Source organism: Bittarella sp. HCP28S3_D9 (assembly GCF_052065655.1).
Taxonomy (GTDB): domain Bacteria; phylum Bacillota; class Clostridia; order Oscillospirales; family Ruminococcaceae; genus Bittarella; species Bittarella massiliensis.
Genome location: NZ_JBQHTP010000001.1, coordinates 1 through 20,021, shown reverse-complemented (window position 1 = coordinate 20,021; position 20,021 = coordinate 1). Strand labels below are relative to the sequence as shown.

21 protein-coding genes, 1 pseudogene and 1 other annotated feature are annotated in these 20,021 nt (G+C 66.6%); of the genes and pseudogenes, 7 read left to right on the top strand and 15 right to left on the bottom strand.

The genetic code is table 11. The features are described 5' to 3' along the window. Nucleotides 1-16 precede the first annotated feature (16 nt). Nucleotides 17-451 (top strand): hypothetical protein, encoded by a 435-nt coding sequence (locus ACTNAU_RS00110; protein ID WP_441097161.1) that lies wholly within the window; start codon nucleotides 17-19, stop codon nucleotides 449-451. Between the two features lie 257 nt (nucleotides 452-708). Here ACTNAU_RS00110 and ACTNAU_RS00105 read toward each other — a convergent pair whose 3' ends face one another. The 3 genes from ACTNAU_RS00105 to ACTNAU_RS00095 all read right to left on the bottom strand — a co-directional run bounded on the left by ACTNAU_RS00105 (nucleotide 709) and on the right by ACTNAU_RS00095 (nucleotide 3,898). Beyond that, complete coding sequence (locus ACTNAU_RS00105; protein ID WP_441097160.1) at nucleotides 709-2,700, bottom strand: fructose-1,6-bisphosphatase; 1,992 nt, start codon at nucleotides 2,698-2,700, stop codon at nucleotides 709-711. 13 nt (nucleotides 2,701-2,713) lie between these two features. After that, nucleotides 2,714-3,517, bottom strand: coding sequence for an alpha/beta hydrolase (locus ACTNAU_RS00100; RefSeq protein WP_441097159.1), 804 nt, complete (start codon nucleotides 3,515-3,517; stop codon nucleotides 2,714-2,716). A gap of 87 nt (nucleotides 3,518-3,604) precedes the next feature. Beyond that, nucleotides 3,605-3,898 (bottom strand): hypothetical protein, encoded by a 294-nt coding sequence (locus ACTNAU_RS00095; RefSeq protein ID WP_021660709.1) that lies wholly within the window; start codon nucleotides 3,896-3,898, stop codon nucleotides 3,605-3,607. A gap of 289 nt (nucleotides 3,899-4,187) precedes the next feature. On the opposite strand from ACTNAU_RS00095, the gene ACTNAU_RS00090 reads away from it, so the two are divergent. Both ACTNAU_RS00090 and ACTNAU_RS00085 read left to right on the top strand, forming a co-directional pair. Further along, nucleotides 4,188-4,346 carry a hypothetical protein gene (locus tag ACTNAU_RS00090; protein WP_185916577.1) on the top strand — a complete coding sequence of 53 codons (159 nt, stop codon included), beginning with the start codon at nucleotides 4,188-4,190 and terminating at the stop codon, nucleotides 4,344-4,346. Between the two features lie 35 nt (nucleotides 4,347-4,381). Beyond that, entirely contained in the window at nucleotides 4,382-4,903 is a 522-nt protein-coding gene (locus ACTNAU_RS00085) for a hypothetical protein (protein WP_441097158.1), read from the top strand. A 294-nt stretch (nucleotides 4,904-5,197) separates the two neighbouring features. Here ACTNAU_RS00085 and ACTNAU_RS00080 read toward each other — a convergent pair whose 3' ends face one another. From ACTNAU_RS00080 to pheS, 7 genes are all read right to left on the bottom strand, one after another. Next, entirely contained in the window at nucleotides 5,198-5,677 is a 480-nt protein-coding gene (locus ACTNAU_RS00080; RefSeq protein WP_441097157.1) for a methylated-DNA--[protein]-cysteine S-methyltransferase, read from the bottom strand. Next, nucleotides 5,674-6,237: a bifunctional transcriptional activator/DNA repair enzyme AdaA gene (locus tag ACTNAU_RS00075; protein ID WP_256136231.1), complete on the bottom strand. Its 564-nt coding sequence runs from the start codon at nucleotides 6,235-6,237 to the stop codon at nucleotides 5,674-5,676. Before ACTNAU_RS00075 ends, ACTNAU_RS00080 begins: the two co-directional genes overlap by 4 nt. A 131-nt stretch (nucleotides 6,238-6,368) precedes the next feature. Beyond that, nucleotides 6,369-6,830, bottom strand: coding sequence for an InlB B-repeat-containing protein (locus tag ACTNAU_RS00070; protein ID WP_441097312.1), 462 nt, complete (start codon nucleotides 6,828-6,830; stop codon nucleotides 6,369-6,371). A gap of 87 nt (nucleotides 6,831-6,917) precedes the next feature. Next, the gene (locus tag ACTNAU_RS00065; RefSeq protein ID WP_441097156.1) at nucleotides 6,918-9,317 is read right to left on the bottom strand and encodes a leucine-rich repeat domain-containing protein; all 2,400 of its coding nucleotides are present in this window, start codon (nucleotides 9,315-9,317) and stop codon (nucleotides 6,918-6,920) included. Between the two features lie 293 nt (nucleotides 9,318-9,610). Continuing rightward, nucleotides 9,611-9,856: an IreB family regulatory phosphoprotein gene (locus ACTNAU_RS00060; RefSeq protein WP_021660717.1), complete on the bottom strand. Its 246-nt coding sequence runs from the start codon at nucleotides 9,854-9,856 to the stop codon at nucleotides 9,611-9,613. Between the two features lie 76 nt (nucleotides 9,857-9,932). After that, the gene (gene pheT / locus ACTNAU_RS00055) at nucleotides 9,933-12,308 is read right to left on the bottom strand and encodes a phenylalanine--tRNA ligase subunit beta (RefSeq protein ID WP_441097155.1); all 2,376 of its coding nucleotides are present in this window, start codon (nucleotides 12,306-12,308) and stop codon (nucleotides 9,933-9,935) included. Between the two features lie 184 nt (nucleotides 12,309-12,492). Continuing rightward, nucleotides 12,493-13,506: a phenylalanine--tRNA ligase subunit alpha gene (gene pheS / locus ACTNAU_RS00050; protein WP_021660720.1), complete on the bottom strand. Its 1,014-nt coding sequence runs from the start codon at nucleotides 13,504-13,506 to the stop codon at nucleotides 12,493-12,495. A 103-nt stretch (nucleotides 13,507-13,609) separates the two neighbouring features. After that, nucleotides 13,610-13,846: a binding site (T-box leader), on the bottom strand. Nucleotides 13,847-14,047: 201 nt separating this feature from the next. Here pheS and acpS point away from each other — a divergent pair. From acpS to ACTNAU_RS00035, 3 genes are all read left to right on the top strand, one after another. Continuing rightward, nucleotides 14,048-14,401 carry a holo-ACP synthase gene (acpS, locus tag ACTNAU_RS00045; RefSeq protein ID WP_216402081.1) on the top strand — a complete coding sequence of 118 codons (354 nt, stop codon included), beginning with the start codon at nucleotides 14,048-14,050 and terminating at the stop codon, nucleotides 14,399-14,401. 77 nt (nucleotides 14,402-14,478) lie between these two features. Next, nucleotides 14,479-15,021, top strand: a complete 543-nt coding sequence (locus ACTNAU_RS00040) for a hypothetical protein (protein WP_185916585.1) — start codon at nucleotides 14,479-14,481, stop codon at nucleotides 15,019-15,021. A 283-nt stretch (nucleotides 15,022-15,304) separates the two neighbouring features. Next, nucleotides 15,305-15,673, top strand: a complete 369-nt coding sequence (locus ACTNAU_RS00035) for a type II toxin-antitoxin system PemK/MazF family toxin (RefSeq protein WP_021660723.1) — start codon at nucleotides 15,305-15,307, stop codon at nucleotides 15,671-15,673. A 93-nt stretch (nucleotides 15,674-15,766) separates the two neighbouring features. Here ACTNAU_RS00035 and ACTNAU_RS00030 read toward each other — a convergent pair whose 3' ends face one another. Both ACTNAU_RS00030 and ACTNAU_RS00025 read right to left on the bottom strand, forming a co-directional pair. Beyond that, nucleotides 15,767-16,720 carry a nucleoside hydrolase gene (locus tag ACTNAU_RS00030; protein WP_441097154.1) on the bottom strand — a complete coding sequence of 318 codons (954 nt, stop codon included), beginning with the start codon at nucleotides 16,718-16,720 and terminating at the stop codon, nucleotides 15,767-15,769. 15 nt (nucleotides 16,721-16,735) lie between these two features. After that, nucleotides 16,736-17,689, bottom strand: coding sequence for a nucleoside hydrolase (locus ACTNAU_RS00025; RefSeq protein ID WP_441097153.1), 954 nt, complete (start codon nucleotides 17,687-17,689; stop codon nucleotides 16,736-16,738). 110 nt (nucleotides 17,690-17,799) lie between these two features. On the opposite strand from ACTNAU_RS00025, the gene ACTNAU_RS00020 reads away from it, so the two are divergent. After that, entirely contained in the window at nucleotides 17,800-18,414 is a 615-nt protein-coding gene (locus ACTNAU_RS00020; protein ID WP_185916588.1) for a Crp/Fnr family transcriptional regulator, read from the top strand. Between the two features lie 77 nt (nucleotides 18,415-18,491). Here the strand turns inward: ACTNAU_RS00020 and ACTNAU_RS00015 are convergent, their stop codons facing one another. From ACTNAU_RS00015 to ACTNAU_RS00005, 3 genes and pseudogenes are all read right to left on the bottom strand, one after another. After that, nucleotides 18,492-19,370: an SPL family radical SAM protein gene (locus ACTNAU_RS00015; protein WP_441097152.1), complete on the bottom strand. Its 879-nt coding sequence runs from the start codon at nucleotides 19,368-19,370 to the stop codon at nucleotides 18,492-18,494. 68 nt (nucleotides 19,371-19,438) lie between these two features. Continuing rightward, a pseudogene (locus ACTNAU_RS00010) lies at nucleotides 19,439-19,619 on the bottom strand (radical SAM protein); the annotation flags it as partial. Next, complete coding sequence (locus ACTNAU_RS00005) at nucleotides 19,620-19,880, bottom strand: hypothetical protein (RefSeq protein ID WP_441097151.1); 261 nt, start codon at nucleotides 19,878-19,880, stop codon at nucleotides 19,620-19,622. Between the last annotated feature and the right edge of the window lie 141 nt (nucleotides 19,881-20,021).

Here is a 20,021-nt window from a genome sequence, read left to right as displayed (position 1 = left end):
GAGAGGAGAAAAAGAGATGAAACGGACGGCTTGGCGGCTATTTTTGCTGGCCGGCCCCCTGCTCTTGCTGGGCAGTGTGTGGGGGGTGCAGCGGGTGCAGCAGACCTATCTCGAGACCATGGGCGCGCGATATGGGGCCGCCGTGGCGGGAACGCTGCTCTGGCTCTCCCTGGCGGCGGCCCTCACCTTTTTGCAGGTGCTGGCGGCCACGGGCTACGGGCGGCTGCGGGGGGAGCGGGCCTGGGTGCAGCTCCCCCTTTTGGGCTGGTCGCCGGCTTTCTTCCTCTGGTGCAACTGCCGCTGGCTGCCCCTGCCGCCCCCCCTTACCCTGCCCCTCTACACAAGCCCCGTCCCCTTCGTCCTCTGTCTGGTCTCGGCGCTGGCCTCCCTCTGGGGGCTGGCCGCGGCCCTGCGGGCGCGGCGGCCCGGGGGCGGGAAGTCGGATACATAAAAAGAGAAAGCGCTGTGAGAAACCGTTTCTCACAGCGCTTTTTTTGCGGTGTCCGCGCCCCCGTGTTGCCGGGGGAGCCGCATCGCTTTCCCGGCACCAAAGGGGGCCGCGAAGGCGGAAAGGGAGGGCCGGGCTGGGGGGCGGACGGCGCGCGCCCCGCTCCCGGCCTGCCGGCGGCGCGGGCATCCCGCCCCCCAGCCCCCCGCAGGGAAAGGCCCCGCGTCCCCCCGCTCCATCGGCAGTCCCGACTGCGGATTTCAGTGGGAGTGGTCCTGCTTGATGAGCCCCATCCGGTAGGCGGCCAGCAGCTTGCGCAGGCCGTCGATGTTCTCGCGGATCTCCTGCCCCACGTCGGTCTCCCCCACCTGGATGCGGTGCTCGGTGGCCTGGGTGAGGACGGTGGTGGAGAGGATGTCCCGGTCCTGGCGGATGGCCTCCTTCACCCCCTCAAAGGGGCTGTGGGAGACGATGCGCAGCCCGTAGGAGTTGTAGATGAGGGTGTATCCGGCGATGCCGGTCTTGGGCTGGTAGGCCTGGCAGAAGCCGCCGTCGATGACGATGAGCTTCCCCCCGGCCTTGACCGGGTTCTCCCCGTCCTTGGTCCGCACCGGCACGTGGCCGTTGACGATGTGGCTGCCCGGCCCTCCCAGGCCGAATTCCCGCAGGATCTTCTCGCAGATGTCCGGCCGCTCGTAGAGGAGGTAGTAGGGGTTCTTGGGCTCCTCCCAGGTGCGCTCGTCGTCGCAGAGCAGCCGCTCGAAGGTGGCGATGCGCTCCCGCCCAAAGAGGGGGGAGTTCTTGCCGCACCACAGGTACCAGAGGTAGTCCTTCCCCTGCTGGCGCTGGGGGGAGTGGGGCTGGGCGTAGTAGCCCTGGCGGGCCAACCCCTCGGCGTAGTCGAGAAAGGCCCGGCCCGAGAGCTCCTCCCCCTCGCAGGAGAAGGGGAGGAAGCTGCCGTCCGGCCGCAGGGGGACGCAGCCGTGGAGGAGCAGGTTGTCGTTGAAGCACTTGTAGAGCCCGCCCTTGGCGTAGAGGAACCGGACGTGCCGCTGCAACTTCTCGCTCTGCAAAAAGGAGAATTTCAGCTGTTCCATCACCCGGGCCTCCTCCTCGCTCAGGGCGTAGGGGTCGGCGGGGTCGACGGTGGGGAAGTCGGTGTCCTTGAGGGGGACGTCCCGCCCGTCCAGGCGGACGGTGCCCCGCGCCCGGTCGATCTTGTGCAGCAGCATCCGCTCCCCCATCAAAAAGCCGGGGTTGCGCAGGATGATCTGCCCCTCCAGCTTGAACTGGATGACGGCGATGGCCTTGTGCATGCAGGCCACCCGGTGGATGTCCTTGGGGCTGTAGCCGCGGGTGGCCTCCCCCTTGGGGAGGAAGGCGGCCATGTCCCGGCCGCCGTAGGTCTCGGCGGCGAAGAGGGCCAGGGGCCGCAGGCTGATGCCGTAGCCGTTCTCCACCACCTCCAGGTTGTTGTAGGTGATGGAGTTGTTGAGGACGTTGGCGATGCAGGTGCGGCTGCCGGCGGCGGCCCCCATCCAGAGGACGTCGTGGTTGCCCCACTGGATGTCCACGCAGTGGTGGGCCATCAGCGAGTCCATGACGATGTCGGCCCGGGGGCCCCGGTCGTAGATGTCCCCCACAATGTGCAGCCGGTCGACGATCAGCCGCTTGATGGTGCCGCAGAGGGCGGCGATGAAGGCGTCCCCCCGCTCGATCTCAATGATGGTGGCGATGATGTTCTCGTAGTAGCGGCCCTTGTTGCGCTCGTCGTAGGTGGTGTGCAGCAGCTCGTCGATGATGTACTCAAAATCGGGCGGCAGGGCCTTGCGCACCTTGGAGCGGGTGTACTTGGAGGCCACCAGCCGGCAGACCTCCACCAGCCGCCCCAGGGTGAGGCGGTACCACTCGCCCAGCTCCTCCTGGGGGGTCTCCTCTTTGACCTCTTTGAGCTTTTGTTCCGGGTAGTAGATGAGGGTGGCCAGGGCCGCCCGCTGGGCCTGGGAGAGGGTGTTCTGGTAGAGCAGATCCACCTTTTCGCGGATGGCGCCGGAGGCGTTGCCCATGATGTGCAAAAAGGCCTCGTACTCCCCGTGCAGGTCGCTCATAAAGTGCTCGGTCCCCTTGGGCAGGTTGAGGATGGCCTGCAGGTTGATGATCTCGGTAGAGGCCGACTGGATGGTGGGGTACTGGCGGGCCAGCACCTTTAAAAAGCGCAGGTCGTCCAGCACCTGGCGGCGGGTGATGTTCACTTCGCGCCCCCCTCTACAGCCGGGGGAGGGGCAGCCAGGCCAGCACCTTTTGGATGAACTCGTCCCAGAAGGCCCAGTCGTGGACGCCGGGCCCCTCCTCCTCGGTCACGTCAAAGCCCAGGGCCCCCAGAAAGTCGGCAAAGGCGGGGGTGTAGGGGTAGAGAAAGTCCTCGGTGCCGCAGCAGAGATAGGCGGCGGGCAGGGGGGCGTCACTCTCGGCCAGCCCCCGGGCCAGGGCGTAGAGGTCGTGCTCGCTCCCCGCCACCGAGTCGAGGTCGCCAAAGGCGGCGGCAACTTGGGCAAAGGCGGGGTCGCCCTTCCACTGGCCGGCCAGGGCCGCCGCGTCCAGCGCCCCCGAGAGGCTGGCGAAGGCGGCGTAGCGCTCGGGCAGGGTGAGGGCCAGCTTGGCCGCCCCGTACCCGCCCATGGAGAGCCCGGCGATGAAATTTTGCTCCCGCCGGGTGGAGAGGCCGAAGGCGGCGCGGCAGAAGCGGGGCACCTCCTCGGCGATGTAGGTGAAGTAGGGGCCGGCGGGGGAGAGGTCGCTGTAAAAGCTGTTCTGGGCCGAGGGCATGACGAGGGCCACCCCCGCCTCGGCGGCGTAGCGCTCGACGCTGGACTCGCGCAGCCAGCTGGTGCAGTCCCCCGAGAGGCCGTGCAGCAGGGTCAGCACTGGCAGCCTGTCCTGCACCGGGGCGTAGAGCTGGTCGATGGGGGTCTCCTTGCAGACGTAGTCGGGGGGCGAGGGGAGGCAGACGGTCAGCTCGGTGGGGGTCTGCAGCACCTTGGAGAAAAAATGGCAGTGAAACAGGGACATATGGAACACTCCTTCCCGTTTGGTCGGGGAGATAGTTGCACAAAAGGCAGAGGACGATGATGTCCCCTGCCTTTTTGCATACCCGATCTACTTTTCTTCTGCGTTCGCGCGCTCCAGCCAGATATTGGCGATTTCCAGCGCCCCCCACAGCCCCTTCTTCTCGCTGCTCTTGATGATGCGCTCGATGGGGGAGAGGTTGGTGTCGGTGAGCATGAGGGAGAGCCGCACCTTGTCGGCCATCTCCTCGCCCTGGTAGGTCTGCTTGCTCAAGATCTGCATATACACGATGTATTTATCGTCCATGCTGCCGAAATACAGCTCGTCGCCGCAGCGGGCGAGGGGTTTCCCCTGGTATTTCAGCGCCGTTTGCACCTGTGCCATCCCGGTGACCTCCTTTATTTGTTCTTCACTAGAGATAGGCAACGCGGAGAGCCCTCCCCGCGTTGCCGCACAACTCCCTATTGGGTACTTTTTATCAGTATACCATCGCCCTGCGGGTTTGTAAAGGGAAGGGGCTGTCGGTTCCTGTCGCGGGCGGGTGCCTCAACAGCGAAGTTCCCTCGGCCCCACCAAATGGCCTTGAAAAAAACAGGTCTACAAGGTATCATGAAAAAAAGGGTGCCTTTTAGGCAGAGAGGGCGCACCGGAACAGTGGGAGGGGGAGACAGGTGTGAAAGGATTTTATTGGGTCCTGCTCATCGTGGCGGTCTGCTTTTGTGTGGCCGGGCTGATGGGGCATCCCGCGGCATGGGGCGCCGCGGCCCTGTGCTTTTTTGCGGCCGTCATGGCGATCGTCGGACAGCGAAAAAAGCACGGCGACGAGAAATAGACGACCCCCAGTCGGCATTTGGTGAGGAAAAATATGTGAAAAAAGCATTGGTATTTATACTGTTGGGCGTAATGATATTCTATTTTACAGGATGTCAAAACGGAAATATAGGGGATATGGGCAACAGCAGCAGCCCAGGGGAAAACAGCGGCAGCGAGTCAACTGAAATCACTTGGAATGAGATTTTGGCAGATGGCGTAGACGAAGAAAAGCTGATGGAAGCGGTGGACACGGCAGTCTTGGAACGGGTGGCTGCTCTGTTGCAGGAGCTGACCGGCGAAATAGAGAAAAGGGAGAGAGAAGACCCGGAATTTGCTTTTGGCGCCGGTTGGTACACCTACACGTTGGAGAGCGAGCAGTTTCAAGAAGTTTTAGAGATGGGGAACGCGGCGGCAAAACCGCTGTACTTGATCCTGTACAAGAGCCCGCATCAGGGCCTGTATGAGTATATCTGTTGCATGGCATTGGAGAGGATCACCAAAGTGGAAATAGAGGATTGGGAGAGCGCAAAGGATTTCATAGAGCAATTCGGCAGCAAGATCTTGGAGAAGAGCTAGCGCAGGAGGGGCCTGCAAAAATGGGCGCTTCTGTTGGGCCGAATGGCCCACCGCCGGCCCAATAAGCCGGCCTCCGTCCCCCCGTTGCCATGGAGCATTTCCAGCACATAAGGGCAGACAAATAAAGGGACGGGCGCGACTTGTAAAAGCCGCGCCCGTCCCTTTGTCTGTTTGGCTGTTTGGGGAAAGGCCGCCCCTCCCGCGCAGTGGCAGCGCGTTTACACAGCGGGGGAGGGCTTGCCGAGCAGGGCGAGGGGGGGCGAGGGGGGGCAATGGAGGGCAAGGGCAGGCGGTTCAGCCCTTTGGGGGGCGGTTTTGCCGCTCCAAGTCCAGCAGCAGCTTCTTTCTGTCCAGCCCGCCGCCGTAGCCGGTGAGGGTCCCCCCCGCGCCGATGACCCGGTGACAGGGGATGACGATGGGGATGGGGTTGCGGTGGTTGGCCGCCCCCACCGCCCGGCTGGCCTTGGGCCTGCCCACCCGGCCGGCGATCTCCCCGTAGCTGCGGGTCTCGCCGTAGGGGATCTCCTCCAGCGCCCGCCAGACCGCCTGCTGAAAGGGGGTCCCGGCCGGGGCCAGGGGAAGGGAGAACTGCCGCAGCTCGCCTGCGAAATAGCGCTCCAACTGCGCCCAGGCCTCCCGCAGCAGGGAGGTCTCCCCCTCGCGGTAGCCCTCGGGGGGCTGCTGCCCCGCAAAGAGGATCAGGGTGATGGCGCCGTCCTCCTCCCCCACCCCCAGGGGGCCGATGGGGCTCTCTCTCCAACAGATGGTCTTCATAGACACCTCTCCTTTGACAACGTGTTTTGGCGGTACTGCCCCGGCGACAGTCCGACCTGCCGCCGGAAGGCGGCGTAAAAGGCCGACAGGCTGGCAAACCCCACCGCCTGGGAGACCTGTAAAATGGGCGCGTCCCCCTCTTTCAGGGCCCGGCAGGCCGCCTCCACCCGGCGGCGGACCAGAAAGGCGGCGGGGGTCTCGCCCCGCTGGCGGCGAAAGAGGGCCCGCAGGTGGTCGCCGTTTACCCCCAGGGCCCCCGGCAGCGCGCGCAGCGCGTCGGGCCGGGAGAGATGCTCCTCCAGCCACCCGGCGGCGGCCCGCGCCAACTCCTCCTCCGGCCGGTAGGCGGCCAGGTCGGGGCGGCAGCGCTTGCAGGGGCGGTAACCGGCCTCCTCGGCGGCCCGGGCGCTGGGAAAGTAGCGGATGTTCTGTCGGCCGGGCAGGCGGGAGCGGCAGGAGGGCCGGCAGTAGATGCCGGTGGTTTTCACCCCGTAGAAAAAGCGCCCGTCCCAGGCGGGGTCGCAGTCCCGCACCGCCCGCCACCTCTCCTCGTCGTCCATCTGCCGCACCCCCTCTCTGCCTCCCAGTGTACCATGTTCCGGCCCAAAAATCTTCCTGTTTGGCGGGAAGAAATTCGGCGGGGCAGAAAAAATGGCGGGGCCGCAAAAGGGCCCCGCCATCGGGCGCGAGGTTACCGCCGCTTTCGGGCGCGGGAGACGGCGACCGCCCCCGCGGCGAGGAGGGCCAGCGCCCCCACAGCCAGGGGGAGACCGGTGTCGCCGGTCTCGGCCGGCGGCCCCTCGGCAGGGGTAGGAGCGGGCGAAGGGGCGGGGATCGCTCCCTCGCCCGGCGTCCCTTCCAGGGGGATCCACTGGGGGTAGAGGGTGAGATCCCCCTCCACCCGGTCGGCGGCAAAGTCCCAGGGGAGGGTACAGCCCCCGTCCTGGTACCAGCCGCCAAAGCGGTACCCCTCTTTCACCGGATCTGCGGGTTGGGGCAGCAGGCTGCCGGCGGCGACCTCTGTGTCCGCCAGCCCGGTGCCGGCAAAGCGGACGGTGCAGCGCCCGGGGGCGACCGCCTCGTCCCGGTAGACCAGGGTGTAGGTGGAAAAGCGGTCGGTCAGCACGGTGACGGTGGCGGCGCTGTTGTCCACATCCTCCAAAATTTCGGCCGTCCAGCTGCCGTCGGGGGCCTGGTGGGTGCGCAGAACGGCGTGTGTCCGGGCGATGCCGTCGGGCGCTTACAGGGCGGGGGGAACGGCGAAGGTGAGGGAGATGGGCGCGGCGAGCCGCTCGACCGTCACCACCTCGGTGTCTTCCCCCCGGGTGATGATCTTTTGCAGGGTGAGGCTGTGCTGGTCGGCCAGGGCGTACCCCTGGGCGGCGGTCTCAATGGCCGCCTGCTCCCGGCCGTCGGGGGCGGCGCTGCCGCGCTGCAGGGAGAGGCGGTAGTGGCTGATTTCCCCCGCCTGCAGGGCGGCCGCCTCCTCCTGGCTCATGTTGGAGAGGAGGGCGGCGGGCCGGTTGAGGGCGACGGCGGGGTGGTCCGGTCCCTCCACTGTCACGGTGGAGAGCTGGGCCAGGGCGGCGTTGAGGGCGTCCTGCGCCCCGGCGGAGAGCGCGGTGCCGCCCTTTTTCAGGGCCTCGGTGTGCACCTTGGCGGCGAGGGCGGCCTCCTCCGCCGCGGCCTGCTCCTCGGGGGCGAGAGTGCCGTCCAGCGGGGGCAGGGCGTCGATCATCTCCTCGGCCTCCTCCGCCCGCAGGGGGGCAAAGGTGACCTGCATGGTGTGGGGCCCGCTGATTTGGGGGAAGGTGTAGCGCCCTGTCGCCGCCACCGGGACGCCGTCGGCCAGAACGGCGTCCACCCGGTAGCCAGGGTCGGGGGTGAGGCGGTAGACCGCGTCCTCCCCCCAGAGGATCTCCCCCTCCCGGCTGACAGCGCCGCCCGCCCCCGCCTCGACGGCGATGTCCGGGGCCGGGTGTAGGGTCAGCGCCACCTCGCCGCCCGCGCCCCGGTAGTTGTCGCTGTCGGGCTCAAAGGTCCAGCGGTAGTTGGCGGTGCCGGCCACCGGGGTCTGGCCCTCCTCCCAGGCGATGGCGCCGTGGGTGCTGCCCTCGCCCAGGGCCAGGGAGGGGAGGCCGGACCCCAGCGGGGCGTCCCCGGCGCAGACGGGCAGCACGGTGGCGTCGGCCGGCTGGATGTCGAGGTAGAAGTAGTGGGTCTGGCTCTTGTAGAAGTTGGTCTTGGTGGCGTAGTCGTAGCCGTAGACGGTCACCTGGTACCAGTCGCCGCCGCCGGGGGCGCTGTCAGCCACGTCGACGGCGGTCCAGCAGTTGTCGGCGGACCACCTGTCTTTGTCCTTTTGATAGTTGTGGACCTTGGTCCACATGCAGTAGAAAAAGACCTTGTCGCCCTTGAGGGGGTGGGAGATGTCGATTTTCAACTCGACGGGCCGGCCGTCGTACACCTTGGAGACCCGGCTGTCGCTGGGGGTCAGCACCGGGTCGGCGTAGCCGCGAACGGGGTAGAGGGTGGCGCCGCTCACCGCGCTGGTGGGGGAGACGGCGCTCCCCCCCTCGGCAAAGCTCCACCGGGTCAGGTAGCCGCTGCCGCTGTCGTCCGCCGGCAGGGCAAAGCTGCTGTCCGTCGCCCAGTGGCCATCTGCGCCCTTGACCAGGTTGAGGGGGCGGCCAAAGAGCCGCTCGAGGGCGGGGGCCGAGCCGTCGGCATAGGAGACGCGCACCGGGTAGCCCAGCAGCTTTTTGGCGTCGGCATAGGTGAGGGATTGGCTGTAGGCGGCGTAGTTCTCCCCGGTGCAGAGGAGGGCGGTCAGCCGGGTGCAGTTGCGAAAGGCGGTGCCGCCGTTTTCCAGGACGACCGCGGGGTCTGTGGGGAGGACGGCGGTGGAGTAATTGGTCCCGTAAAAGGCCTGGGAGCCCAGGAAGGTCAGCGCCTCGGGCAGGACCAGGGTGCTGGTGAGGGCGGTGCAGGACTGAAAGGCCTGGGCGCCGATCTTCTCGAGGGAGTTCGGGAGGGCCAGTTCCCCCGACAGACCGGTGCAGCCCGAAAAGGCCGCGTTTTCAATGGTGGTCAGCCCGGCGGGAAAGCGCACCCCCGTGAGACCGGTGTTGTACTTGAAGGCCCCCTGCCCCAGGGTGGTGAGGGCGGCGGGCAGGTCGAGGGAGCCGGTGAACCGGCAGCCCATAAAGGCCTGTTTGCCGATGGCCTCCAGCGAGGTGGGGAGGGCCAGCGGGCCGGTGAGCTCGCTGTGGCTGTCAAAGGCCATCTCCCCGATCTGGACCAGGTGGGTCGCCTGGGAGAGGTCCAGCGAGGTGAACCGGCAGTCCTTGTACGAGGGGTGGGTGTTGTTGTAAAAGGCCAGATCGCCGATGGCGGTCACCGGCTTGCCGCCGATGGTTTCGGGGATGGCGATGGCGATGTCCCCCCTCTGCGCCTCGGTGAGGGAGGCGAGGTACCGGTCGTCAAAGCCGGTGACGGCGACCCCGTCCCCCGCCGCCGCCCAGGTGAAGACCGGCCCGGCATAAGGGGCCTCCTCCGCCCAGGTGGAGAGCGACAGGGCGGCCAGCGCCACCAGCAGGGCGAGGGCGACCACCCCCCGCTGTCTCTTTGCAAATCTCACGGTAAAACCCCCTCTTTTTGCCAACTGGCCCCGCAGCAGGGGCGAATGCGGCGACCGGCCGCCGCCATTCCCCGTGCAGAAGACCCTGTGGCTTTGCGCCCCTGCCTGTTTGCAGGGGCGCCCGTTTATTTCCCCTTTGCAAGATGTAAAATTATTTCCCCTTTATGATACATCTCTGTCAGGGCCTTGGCAAGGAAAACAAAAAAGGGGCGCGAACTCCCGAAGGGGGAGTCCGCGTCCCTTTACCGCCGTCCCGGCAGGGGGCGGCGGGCGGATCTCAGATGACAGAGCGCCTATTCGCCCAGGTAGGATTTGACCAGGGTGCGCAGCAGTTCGTCGCGGTCCAGCTTGCGCACCAGACTGCGGGCGTTGTCGTAGGTGGTGATGTAGGTGGGGTCCTCGGACAGGATGTACCCCACGATCTGGTTGATGGGGTTGTAGCCCTTGTGTTTCAGGGCGTCGTAGACCTGGGTGAGGATGCGGCGGGTCTCGTCCTCCTTGTCCTCATAGATGGAAAAGGTCATGGTTTTGTCCTGCATAGCGATCACCTCTCTTTGTAGGATACACTATCCTGCCCCAAGAATCAAGAAAAATGCCGTCCACATCTGGAAAATATTAGCTGCGCAGGGTGATGCCCAGGGGCTTCAGCGCCGCCAGCACCCGCTCCACGGCCGCGTCGGCGTGCTCGTCCTTGAGGGTCTCGCTGTCCGAGCGGAAGATCAGCTTGTAGGCGACGCTCTTTTTCCCCTCGCCGATCTGCTTGCCGCGGTAGATGTCGAAGAACTCCACCCCTTCCAGCAGGCTGCCGGCGCTCTCGGCGATGGCGCGGGAGATGTCGCCCACCAGCACCGCCTCGTCGCAGACCAGGGCCAGGTCGCGGGTGGTGGCGGGGAACTTGGGCAGCGGCCGGTAGCTGATCTCCCTGCGGGCGTTTTTCAGCAGCCCCGCCAGGGGGATGCGGGCCAGATAGACCTTCTGCTTGATGCCGTAGTTCTGGGCCACGTGGGGGTGGATCTCGCCCAGGGTGCCCGCCTCTTCCCCGCCCAGCAGCAGCTTGGCGCAGCGGCCGGGGTGGAAGGTGGGGTCGCCCTTCTCGGGCAGGAAGACGGCGTCTTTCACCCCTGTGGCCTCCAGCAGGTTCTCCACGATCCCCTTGAGGCGGTAGAAGTCGCTCTCCCCGCCGTACATCCCGATGAGGACGGCCTCGCTCTCGTCGGGCAGGTCGTCGGGGCCGCCCTGTTTGCGGTACTCGGTGGCGATCTCGTACATCTGGCAGCAGAGGTTGCGGTTGGCATAGTTGCGGGCCAGCACCTCCAACATGGAGGGGATGGCGGTGGTGCGCATGACGCTGGTGTCCTCGCCCAGGGGGTTGCGGATGGTGACGCTGTCGCGCAGGGGGCTCTCGGCGGGCAGGTCGATCTTGTCGTAGTACTTGGGGCTGATGAAGGTGTAGGTGATGATCTCGTTGAGCCCCATCCCCACCAGGGCGCCGCCCACGGCGCGCTTGAATTTCTGCTCCTCGGTCAGCTCGGCCTCGTCGGCGGTCTTGGCCAGGGTGGCGGGGATCTTGTCGTAGCCGTAGATGCGGGCGATCTCCTCGGCCACGTCGGCCTTGTGCTCCACGTCGGCGCGGAAGGTGGGCACCACCACGTCGCCGCCGTCGATGCCAAAGCCCAGGCGGGTCAGGTACTCCTCCATCTCGCTGCGGGGGATGTCGATGCCCAAAAAGCGGTTCATGTAGCCCTCGTCCAGGGCGATCTTCCAGGGCTTCAGCGGGTTTTTGTAGCAGTCGATCACCCCGCCGACCACCTCGCCGCAGCCCAGCTCCTCCACCAGTTGGCAGGCGCGCATCAGGGCGCTCATGCAGGTGTTGGGGTCGAGCCCCTTCTCGTAGCGGGCCGAGCTCTCGCTGCGCAGCCCCAGCTTCTTGCTGGTGCGGCGGACCGAGGGGCCCGAGAAGCAGGCGCCCTCGAAGATGACGGTGGTGGTCTCGTCGCTGATGCCCGACTGCTCGCCGCCCATGATGCCGGCGACCACCGAGGGGCCGGCCTCGTCGGCGATGACCAGCATTTCGGGGGTGAGGGTGCGGTCCACGTCGTCCAGGGTGACCAGGTGTTCTCCCTCTCTGGCGGTGCGGACGATGATGTGGTGCCCGGCGACCCGGTCGTAGTCAAAGGCGTGCATGGGGTTGCCGTACTCCAGCATCACGTAGTTGGTGATGTCGACGATGTTGGAGATGGGGCGCACCCCGCAGACCCGCAGCCGGTCGCGCATCCACTTGGGAGAGGGGCCGATCTTGACGTTTTTGATCACCCGGGCGGCGTAGCGCAGGCAGAGGTCGCTCTCCACGTCCACCTTCAGGTAGTCGGCGATGTCGCCGCTCTCGCGCTCGACGGTGGGCGCGGGCAGGTGCAGGGGCCGGTCCAGGGTGGCGGCGGTCTCCCGCGCCAGGCCGATCATCGAGAGGCAGTCGGGCCGGTTGGAGGTGATCTCGAACTCCACCGACAGGTCGTCCAGCTCCAGCGCCTTCACAATGTCCTGGCCGACGACGGCGTCGGGCTCCAGCACCATGATGCCGTCCTCGCGCTGGTCCGGGCAGTCGTGGATGGTGAGGCCCAGTTCGGCAAAGGAGCACATCATCCCGTCGGAGATCTCGCCCCGCAGCTCGCCCCGCTGGATGTGCACCCCGCCGGGCAGATCGCTGTCGTGCAGGGCCACCGGCACCTTGTCGCCGGGCTTCAGGTTGTCCGCCCCGGTGCAGATCTGCAGGGGCTCGCCCCGGCCCACCTCCACCTGGCAGACCACCAGTTTGTCGGCGCCCGGGTGGGGGGCGATGGAGACCACCTGTCCCACCACCACGTTTTTGATTTCGTCGGCCAGGCTGGACCAGCCCTCCACCTTGGAGCCCGAGAGGCTCATGGCCTCGGCGTAGGCGCGGGGGGCGAGGTCGCAGGGGGTGTAGTCCTGCAGCCATTTATAAGAAAGGTTCATACTCGATTCCTCCATCTGTTTGTGTAAGAAAATGGGGTGTTGCCGCCCCTTTTGCGCGGCTCTACCGCGCATTCGTTTTTCCGGCAGCTCTGCCGCCGAAAAAACTCCTCTCGCGGCCTTCGCGGCAGAGCGGAGGCCGTGCCGGGGGAGTTTGCGAGGGGGACGGCAGTCCCCTTCGCACCCTTTAGAACTGGTTCAAAAACCGCAGGTCGTTGTCGGAGAACAGCCGCAGGTCGTCGATGTTGTAGCGGCGCATGACGATGCGCTCCAGGCCGATGCCGAAGGCGAAGCCGGAGTACTCCTCCGGGTCGATGCCGCAGTTTTCCAGCACCTTGGGGTGCACCATCCCGCAGCCCAGCAGCTCGATCCACCCCTCGCCCTTGCAGAGGCGGCAGCCCTTGCCGTGGCAGGCGAAACACTGGGTGTCCACCTCGGCCGAGGGCTCGGTGAAGGGGAAGTGGTGGGGGCGAAAGCGGGTGACGGTGTCGGGCCCGTAGAGCTTTTTGATGAAGGTGTTGAGGGTGCCCTTCAGGTCGGCCATGGTGATGTTCTTGTCCACCACCAGCCCCTCGATCTGGTGGAAGACCGGGGCGTGGGTGGCGTCCACCGCGTCGGAGCGGTAGACCCGCCCGGGGGCGATGATCTTGATGGGGGGCTTTTGCTGCTCCATCACCCGCACCTGCACCGGGGAGGTCTGGGTGCGCAGCAACACCTTGTCGGTGATGTAGAAGGTGTCCTGGGTGTCCCGGGCCGGGTGGTCGGGGGGGAGGTTGAGGGCCTCGAAGTTGTAGTAGTCGTACTCCACCTCGGGGCCGGTGGCCACCGAGAAGCCCATCCCCAAAAAGATTTCGGTCAGGTCGTCCAGCACCTGGGTCAGGGGGTGTTTTTTGCCCAGTTTGGGCGCCTGCCCGGGGATGGTGACGTCCAGGGACTCGCTCTCCAACTGGCGGGCCAGCTTCTCGGCCTTCAGCTGGGCGGTCTTTTGGGCGATGGCCTCCTCAATGCCGCCGCGCACTCGGTTGGCCAGCTGGCCGACCACCGGCCGCTCCTCGGCCGAGAGACCGCCCATCTGCTTCAAGATGGCGGTGAGCTCGCCCTTTTTGCCCAGGTATTTGACCCGCAGCTCGTCAAGCCCTTCCTCGGCGGCGGCGATTTGGGCCAGCGCCTCCTCTTCGATCCTCTTCAGTGCCTCTTTCATCTCTGTACTCCTTTTTTGCAGAGGGGCGTGGGCCCCTCCCGTTTTTTGGCCGCTGCCCCGGCCGGGGAACGGGGGAGAAAACAAAACGGCCTTCGCCCCCTGTTATAGGGACGAAGGCCGTGTCAACAGCTTCCGCGGTACCACCCTGATTTTTGCCAATAGAGCAAACACTCTTTTAACCGTAACGGGGCCTGCCGTCCCCGCCTATTGAGACAAGCCGTTCAGCGGGGCCGCTCGGAAGGGAACTTCGCCGCCCGCCCGCCCCGGGCCCTTTTCAGCGGCCGGGCCCTCTCTGTGAAGCGGTCTGTGGACGGTTACTTTCCTTCGTCACTGCGTTTACTGCCCCTACTCTACCACATTTTTTGGGCGGTTTCAACACCCCGCCCGCCGAATTTTTGAAAAGTCGGACAGAATTTGGTATAGTGGGGGGAGACGTCGGGTGCGCGGAAGGGGCCCTTGTCGGCCCATTTGGTCCATTTACTGGAAACCTACTTTTACTTGAATCGCCGATACGCTGTTTTAAAAGAGGAGGGGTTGTGCTGTGCTGCGCTGTGGGGTGGACATCGTCGAGATCGAGCGGGTGCGCCGCTGCCTGGAAAATCCGCGCTTTTTGGCGCGCTGCTTCACCGAGGGGGAGCGGGCGCTGTTGGCGTCGCGCCGCCACCCGGCCGAGACGGCCGCCGGCATCTGGGCGGCCAAGGAGGCCTTTGTCAAGGCCCTGGGCACCGGCTTTCGCGGGGTCGGCTTTCAGGACATCTCGGTGCTAAGAGACCGCCGGGGCAAGCCGGTGCTCTCCCTCTCCCCCCGCGCCCAGGCGCTGGCGGGGGGCGGGGCCATCGACGTGAGCATCAGCCACGACCGGACCCAGGCCGTGGCCTTTGTGGTGATGCTCTAGCCCGCCTCGGCACATGAACGGCCCCCTCCCTGCATAGAAGTAGAGGGAACCAGTTTGTGGGAAAGGCGGGAGAGGCGATGACGCGGACAAAGAGGGGGTGGGCCGCCGCCCTGGCGCTGCTGTGCTGTCTGGGCGGGCTGGCCGGCTGCAAGAAGGACGGGGGAGCGGGGGTGAAAAACCCCACCACCGCCTTTGAGGGGGCCTTTACCTGCGATGTGACGGTGGAGAGCGAGGGCTTTTCCTGCGCCCTCGACCTGGAAAAGACGGCGGAGGGCACCTACCAGTTCACGGTGCAGAGTCCGGAGACCCTCAAGGGGCTGGGCTGCACCATCACCATCGCCGACCTCTCCTTCACCTATGGGGGGCTGCGCATCAACCCCGGCGGGGCGCCGATGCGGGGGACGGCGGTGGCCAACGTCATCAAGACCCTGTTCAAGGCCCAAAACTGTAAGGTCACCGAGAAGAAGGGCCGCATCACCGTGCGGGGAGAGGATGCAAACGGCCCCTACACCCTCACCTTTGACGGGGAGACCCTCGCCCCCCTGGAGATGACCTACGGCGGCGAGGGGGAGCGGGCCAAGACCCGCATCGCGGTGGAGAACTTCAAGGCCGTCTCGTGAGGGGGGCGGTCCCTCTGCCCGGGCCGCCGGTCCTGTTCGCGGCCATTTTTTAGACGCAAAAAGGCGGGGAAAAGCCGGTCGGCCGGCTGCTCCCCGCCTCTTTTTGCGCCCTCCCTTCGGGGGCGGGCGGCAGGGCGGCCCGGCGGCCACACCAAAGCCACTTTCAAAAAATAGAATGGGGTACACCTCCCGTGTTTAAGGGGAGCCGCAGCGGGCCAAACTATGGGTGCAGGCAGCAGCCGCGGACCGCGGCGGGCGACTTTCGCAATTTTCTTTTGGGAGTGTGACAGACGTGAATACCGTCAAGCGCGGGGAGATCTACTACGCCGACTTGAGCCCGGTGGTGGGCTCGGAACAGGGGGGCGTGCGCCCGGTGCTCATCGTCCAAAACGACGTGGGCAACCGCCACAGCCCCACCGTCATCGCCGCAGCCATCACCAGTCAGAAGGACAAAAACCACCTGCCCACCCACATCTCGGTGACCGGGGGGACCTGTGGGCTGGCCAAGAACTCCATCGTCCTGTTGGAGCAGGTCAGGACCCTCGACAAGACCCGCCTCAAGGAGCGGATGGGGCAGCTGGATACGGGCGCTATGGATCAAATCGACCACGCCTTGAGCGTCAGCTTTGGTTTGGGGAACCCCCATACATAAAGCGACCTGGGGGCGTGTGACACCGCAAAAAGAGGGGCGGCCGGGAGTGTTCCCGGCCGCCCTGTGGCGTTTTGTTGGAGAAGGTGAAGAAAGTTAGAGAAGCTCCATGAGGTACTCCTTGAAGCCCGCCCCGTCCATCTCGGTGACCACCGTGGAGTTGGGGCGGTGCTTCTCGAGGCCGAAGGCGTCGGTGACAAAGCGGCGCTCGATCGGCTCAAAGAGGGTGGCCCCCCGGGTGAAGCGGCCCTTGCAGTCCACCTGGGTGTAGCTGGGGAAGCTGGTCTTGACGAGTTCGGGCCGCAGCAGCGCCGCCATAGCGGCGGCGTCGGGCAGGTCGAAGCTGCCCTTGCCGTGCAGTTTGCGCGCCAGGTCGATGGCGGTGCGGTTGCAGTCGACACAGAAGGCGCCGGCTTCGCTGCGGGCGCGAAAGCGGGCGATGTCGCCCTCGTCAAAGCGCATGTCGCCCCAACAGGCCTCCAGGGTGACCAAGGTGAAGGGGATGCCGGAGGAGAAGACCACCTGGGCGGCCTCGGGGTCGCACATGATGTTGAACTCCGCCCAGACGGTGTGGGGGTTGTTGTAGGGGTGTGCGCCCCCCATGATGGTGATGTGGGGCACCTTGTTCATGGTCTCCGGCTCCTGGAGGATGGCCAGGGCCAGGTTGGTCAGGGGGCCGATGGCCACCAGCTCGATGTCCCCCGCCCCCTCGCGCAGGAGGCGCAGCAGGGCGTCCACGGCGAATTCCGGCGCGGGGCTGTCGGCGGGTCGGCGCAGGGTGCCCAGGTCGCCCATCCCGTCCTGTCCGTGCACCTGGTCGGCGTTTTCATATTCCTCCTGCAGGGGGCGCCGCGCCCCCTTGTAGACCGGCGGGCGATAGGTACCGGCGTAGTCGATGGACTGCAGGCAGTTGTAGGTGGCCTGTTCCACCTCGATGTTGCCCGAGACGGTGGTGCAGGCCAGCACCTGGACCCCCGGGTCCCGCAGGGCCATGACGATGGCCACCGCGTCGTCGGACCCGGTGTCGGTGTCGAGAATGATTTTTTTCACAGCGCTCTCTCCTCTCTACGCGATCAGCGCGATCATCCACTCTTTGAATTCCGCCGCTTTTAGCCGGTGTACCACCCGGCAGTTGAAGGGGGGGAAGGTGGACTTCTTCGAGACGAATTCCACCCGGTCCCGGGGCCGCCGGTCGTTGACGGTGGCCCCGTAGGCCAGTTCGCTCTGGCACTCGATGCGGGTGTAGCTGTCAAATTGCTCGGCCACCAGGTCGGGGCGCAGCAGCACGGCGGCGGCCGCCGCGTCGGGCAGGGTGAAGTAGGGCTCGCCGTAGCGGGCGCTGGCCTCGTAGAGGGTGCGGTTGCAGTCCACGCAGAAGGCCCCGCAGCGGGAGCCGGCGGCCTTGATGCGGTCGCAGTCGTCCCGGGTGAGTTTGGCCTCGTCCCGGCAGGCCTCAATGGTGACCATGGTGATGGGGACGCCGAAGGTGAAGACGTAGTCGGCCGCCTCGGCGTCCTCCCAGAGGTTGAATTCGGCCAGGTGGCCGGTGTTCCCCTTGGTGTAGGCCCCGCCCATCAGGGTGATGCGGGTGTAGCCCCGCATGGCCTCGGGGTCCTTCATCATGGCCAGGGCGACGTTGGTCAGGGGCCCCAGGGCCAGCAGCTCCACCCCGCCCCTGCGCCCCAGGGCGATCAGGGCGTCCACGGCGTGCTCCTTTTCGGGCAGGCGGGCGCTGGGGACCAGGGTGCCCAGGTCGCCCATCCCGTCCTCCCCGTGCACCCCCTCGGCCGAGATGTGGGGGTGGTAGAGGGGCTTGGCGCACCCCTGGTAGACCGGCGGGGTCTCCCGCTCGGCGTAGTCGATGGTCATCAGGGCGTTTTGGGTGGCCTGCTCGACCCCCACGTTCCCCGCCACGGTGGTGATGGCCAGCACCTCCACCGCGGGGTCGCGCAGCGCCAGCACCAGGGCCACCGCGTCGTCAGAGCCGGTGTCGGTGTCGATCACAATGGGTCTTTTCATCTGCATACTCTCCTCTCTTGCCGCCCAGGGCGGCCGGTTGGGATCCCTTGACAACAGTATAGGGCGGCCGGTAGAATGAAAACAGGTCAATTGACCCGAAGGAGAAAAAGATGCGGGAATTTTTTGAGCGGATGCCGGAAGACCTGAGAGGCGGGCTGCACCGGCGCACCTTTTGCAAGGGGGAGCCGGTGCTGCTGGCGGGGGAGGAGAACCGCTGCATCTACATGGTGGAGCGGGGGACGGCCATGGCCTGGGTGGCGGACGAGAGCGGGGCCACCGCCCTGGTGGACCGCTACGGCGAGGGGGACCTCTTCGGGGAACTGGAGATCTTCTGCGAGGGGCTCAAGACCATCGAGGTGATGGCCGCCAGCGACTGCACCGTTTTGCAGTTGGACCGGGACTACCTGCTGGAGTGGATGGAGCGGGATTTTGCCCTCACCACCGCTCTCATCCGCCACCTGGCGCAGCAGATGCGCCGGTACGCCGAGAACGCCACCCAGCTGCAGCTCCTGCGCGTCAAGGAGCGGGTGCGCGCCTGCCTGCAGAGCTGGCGGGAGATGGGCCGCCGCGGAGCGATTGACAAACAGGCCCTGGCCGCTCAGGTAAAGGCGCCCATGCGCAGCGTCAACCGGGCCCTGGCCGCCCTGGCAAAAGAGGGGCTGGTGCGGTGCGGCCGGGGGACGGTCACCCTCCTCCCTTTGGGGGGAGAGGGCGGCGAGGGATAGAGATAAAGAGCAGAGGGCCCGGCGGCTTGTCCGGGCCCTCTGTTTTTTTTGTGGCGGCATCCCCCGGGCGGCGGGGGTCAAAACAGCGAGAGCTGCTCGGCGCGGGGGGGCTTGTAGGCGCGCACGATCTCCTCCATGGTGTAGAGCAGGCCCCGCCGCTGGCAGGCGGCGGAGAAGACGCCGTAGAGCTCCCGGTGGCGGGGGGAGGCGCACCAGTAGGCGTCGCCGTACAGGTCGCGGTACCGCTCCGCCAGGCCGGGGAAGTGCCGGTCCAGCTGGCGGTAGTAGTGGGCGCGCTGGTTTTGCCGCAGGGTGACCCCAAAGGCCGGGTAGACGAACCGGGCCCCCGCGTCCGCCGCCCGGCGCACCAGCTCCACCACCTGGTCTGGGTCGTCCTCCAGCAGGGGGAGCACCGGCATCAGCAGCACCCCGGCAAACACCCCGGCGGCCGACAGCTGTTCCAGCGCCCGCAGCCGCCGGGCGGGGGAGGGGGCGCGGGGCTCCACCCGGGCGGCCAGCCCCTCGTCGGCGGTGGAGAGGGAGAACTTGACGATGACCGGCGCCTGGGCGGAGAGCTCGACCAGCAGGGCCCGGTCGCGGGTGATCAGGTCGCTCTTGGTGGCGATGGCTGCGCCAAAGCCGTGCCGCAAAAAGAGGCCCAGGGCCTGCCGGGTCAGCCGCTGCCCCTCCTCAAAGGGGTTGTAGCTGTCGCTCATGGCCCCCAGGCTCACCACCCCGGTCTGGCGCTTGGCCGCCAGCTCCTGCCGCAGCAGGGGGATGGCGTTCTCCTTGGCGCGCACCCGGTCGAAGTCGTCGATGCGGTAGCACTCGCTGCGGCTGTCGCAGTAGATGCAGCCGTGGCAGCAGCCCCGGTAGAGGTTGAGGTTGTACTCGGTCCCAAACCAGGCGGGGGAGCGGGTCTTTTGCAGCAGGTGTTTGGCGGGCACGGTCTCCAAGGTTGGTTCCTCCTCGCGCGGGCCCCGGGGGTTGGGCCCGCTCTTTGATATTTACAGGATAGCACAGAAAAGGGGGTGTAGCAGTCGCCCATGGCCCCCGGGCTCACCACCCCGGTCTGCCGCTTGGCCGCCAGCTCCCACCGCAGCAGGGGGATGGCGTTCTCCTTGGCGGCGCACCCGGTCGAAGTCGTCGATGCGGTAGCATTCGCTGCGGCTGTCGCAGTAGATGCAGCCGTGGCAGCAGCCCCGTTAGAGGTCGCGGTTGTACGCCGCGCCAAGCCGGGCGGGGGAGCGGGTCTTTTGCAGCAGGTGTTTGGCGGGCACGGTCTCCAAGGTTGGTTCCCCCCCCGCGCGGGCCCCGGGGGTTGGGCCCGCTCTTTGATATTTACAGGATAGCACAGAAAAGGGGTTGTAGCAGTCGCCCATGGCCCCCAGGCTCACCACCCCGGTCTGTCGCTTGGCCGCCAGCTCCCGCCGCAGCAGGGGGATGGCGTTCTCCTTGGCGCGCACCCGGTCGCAGTCGTCGCTGCGGCTGTCGCAGTGGCAGCAGCCCCGTTAGAGGTCGCGGTTGTACGCCGCGCCAAGCCGGGCGGGGGAGCGGGTCTTTTGCAGCAGGTGTTTGGCGGGCACGGTCTCCAAGGTTGGTTCCCC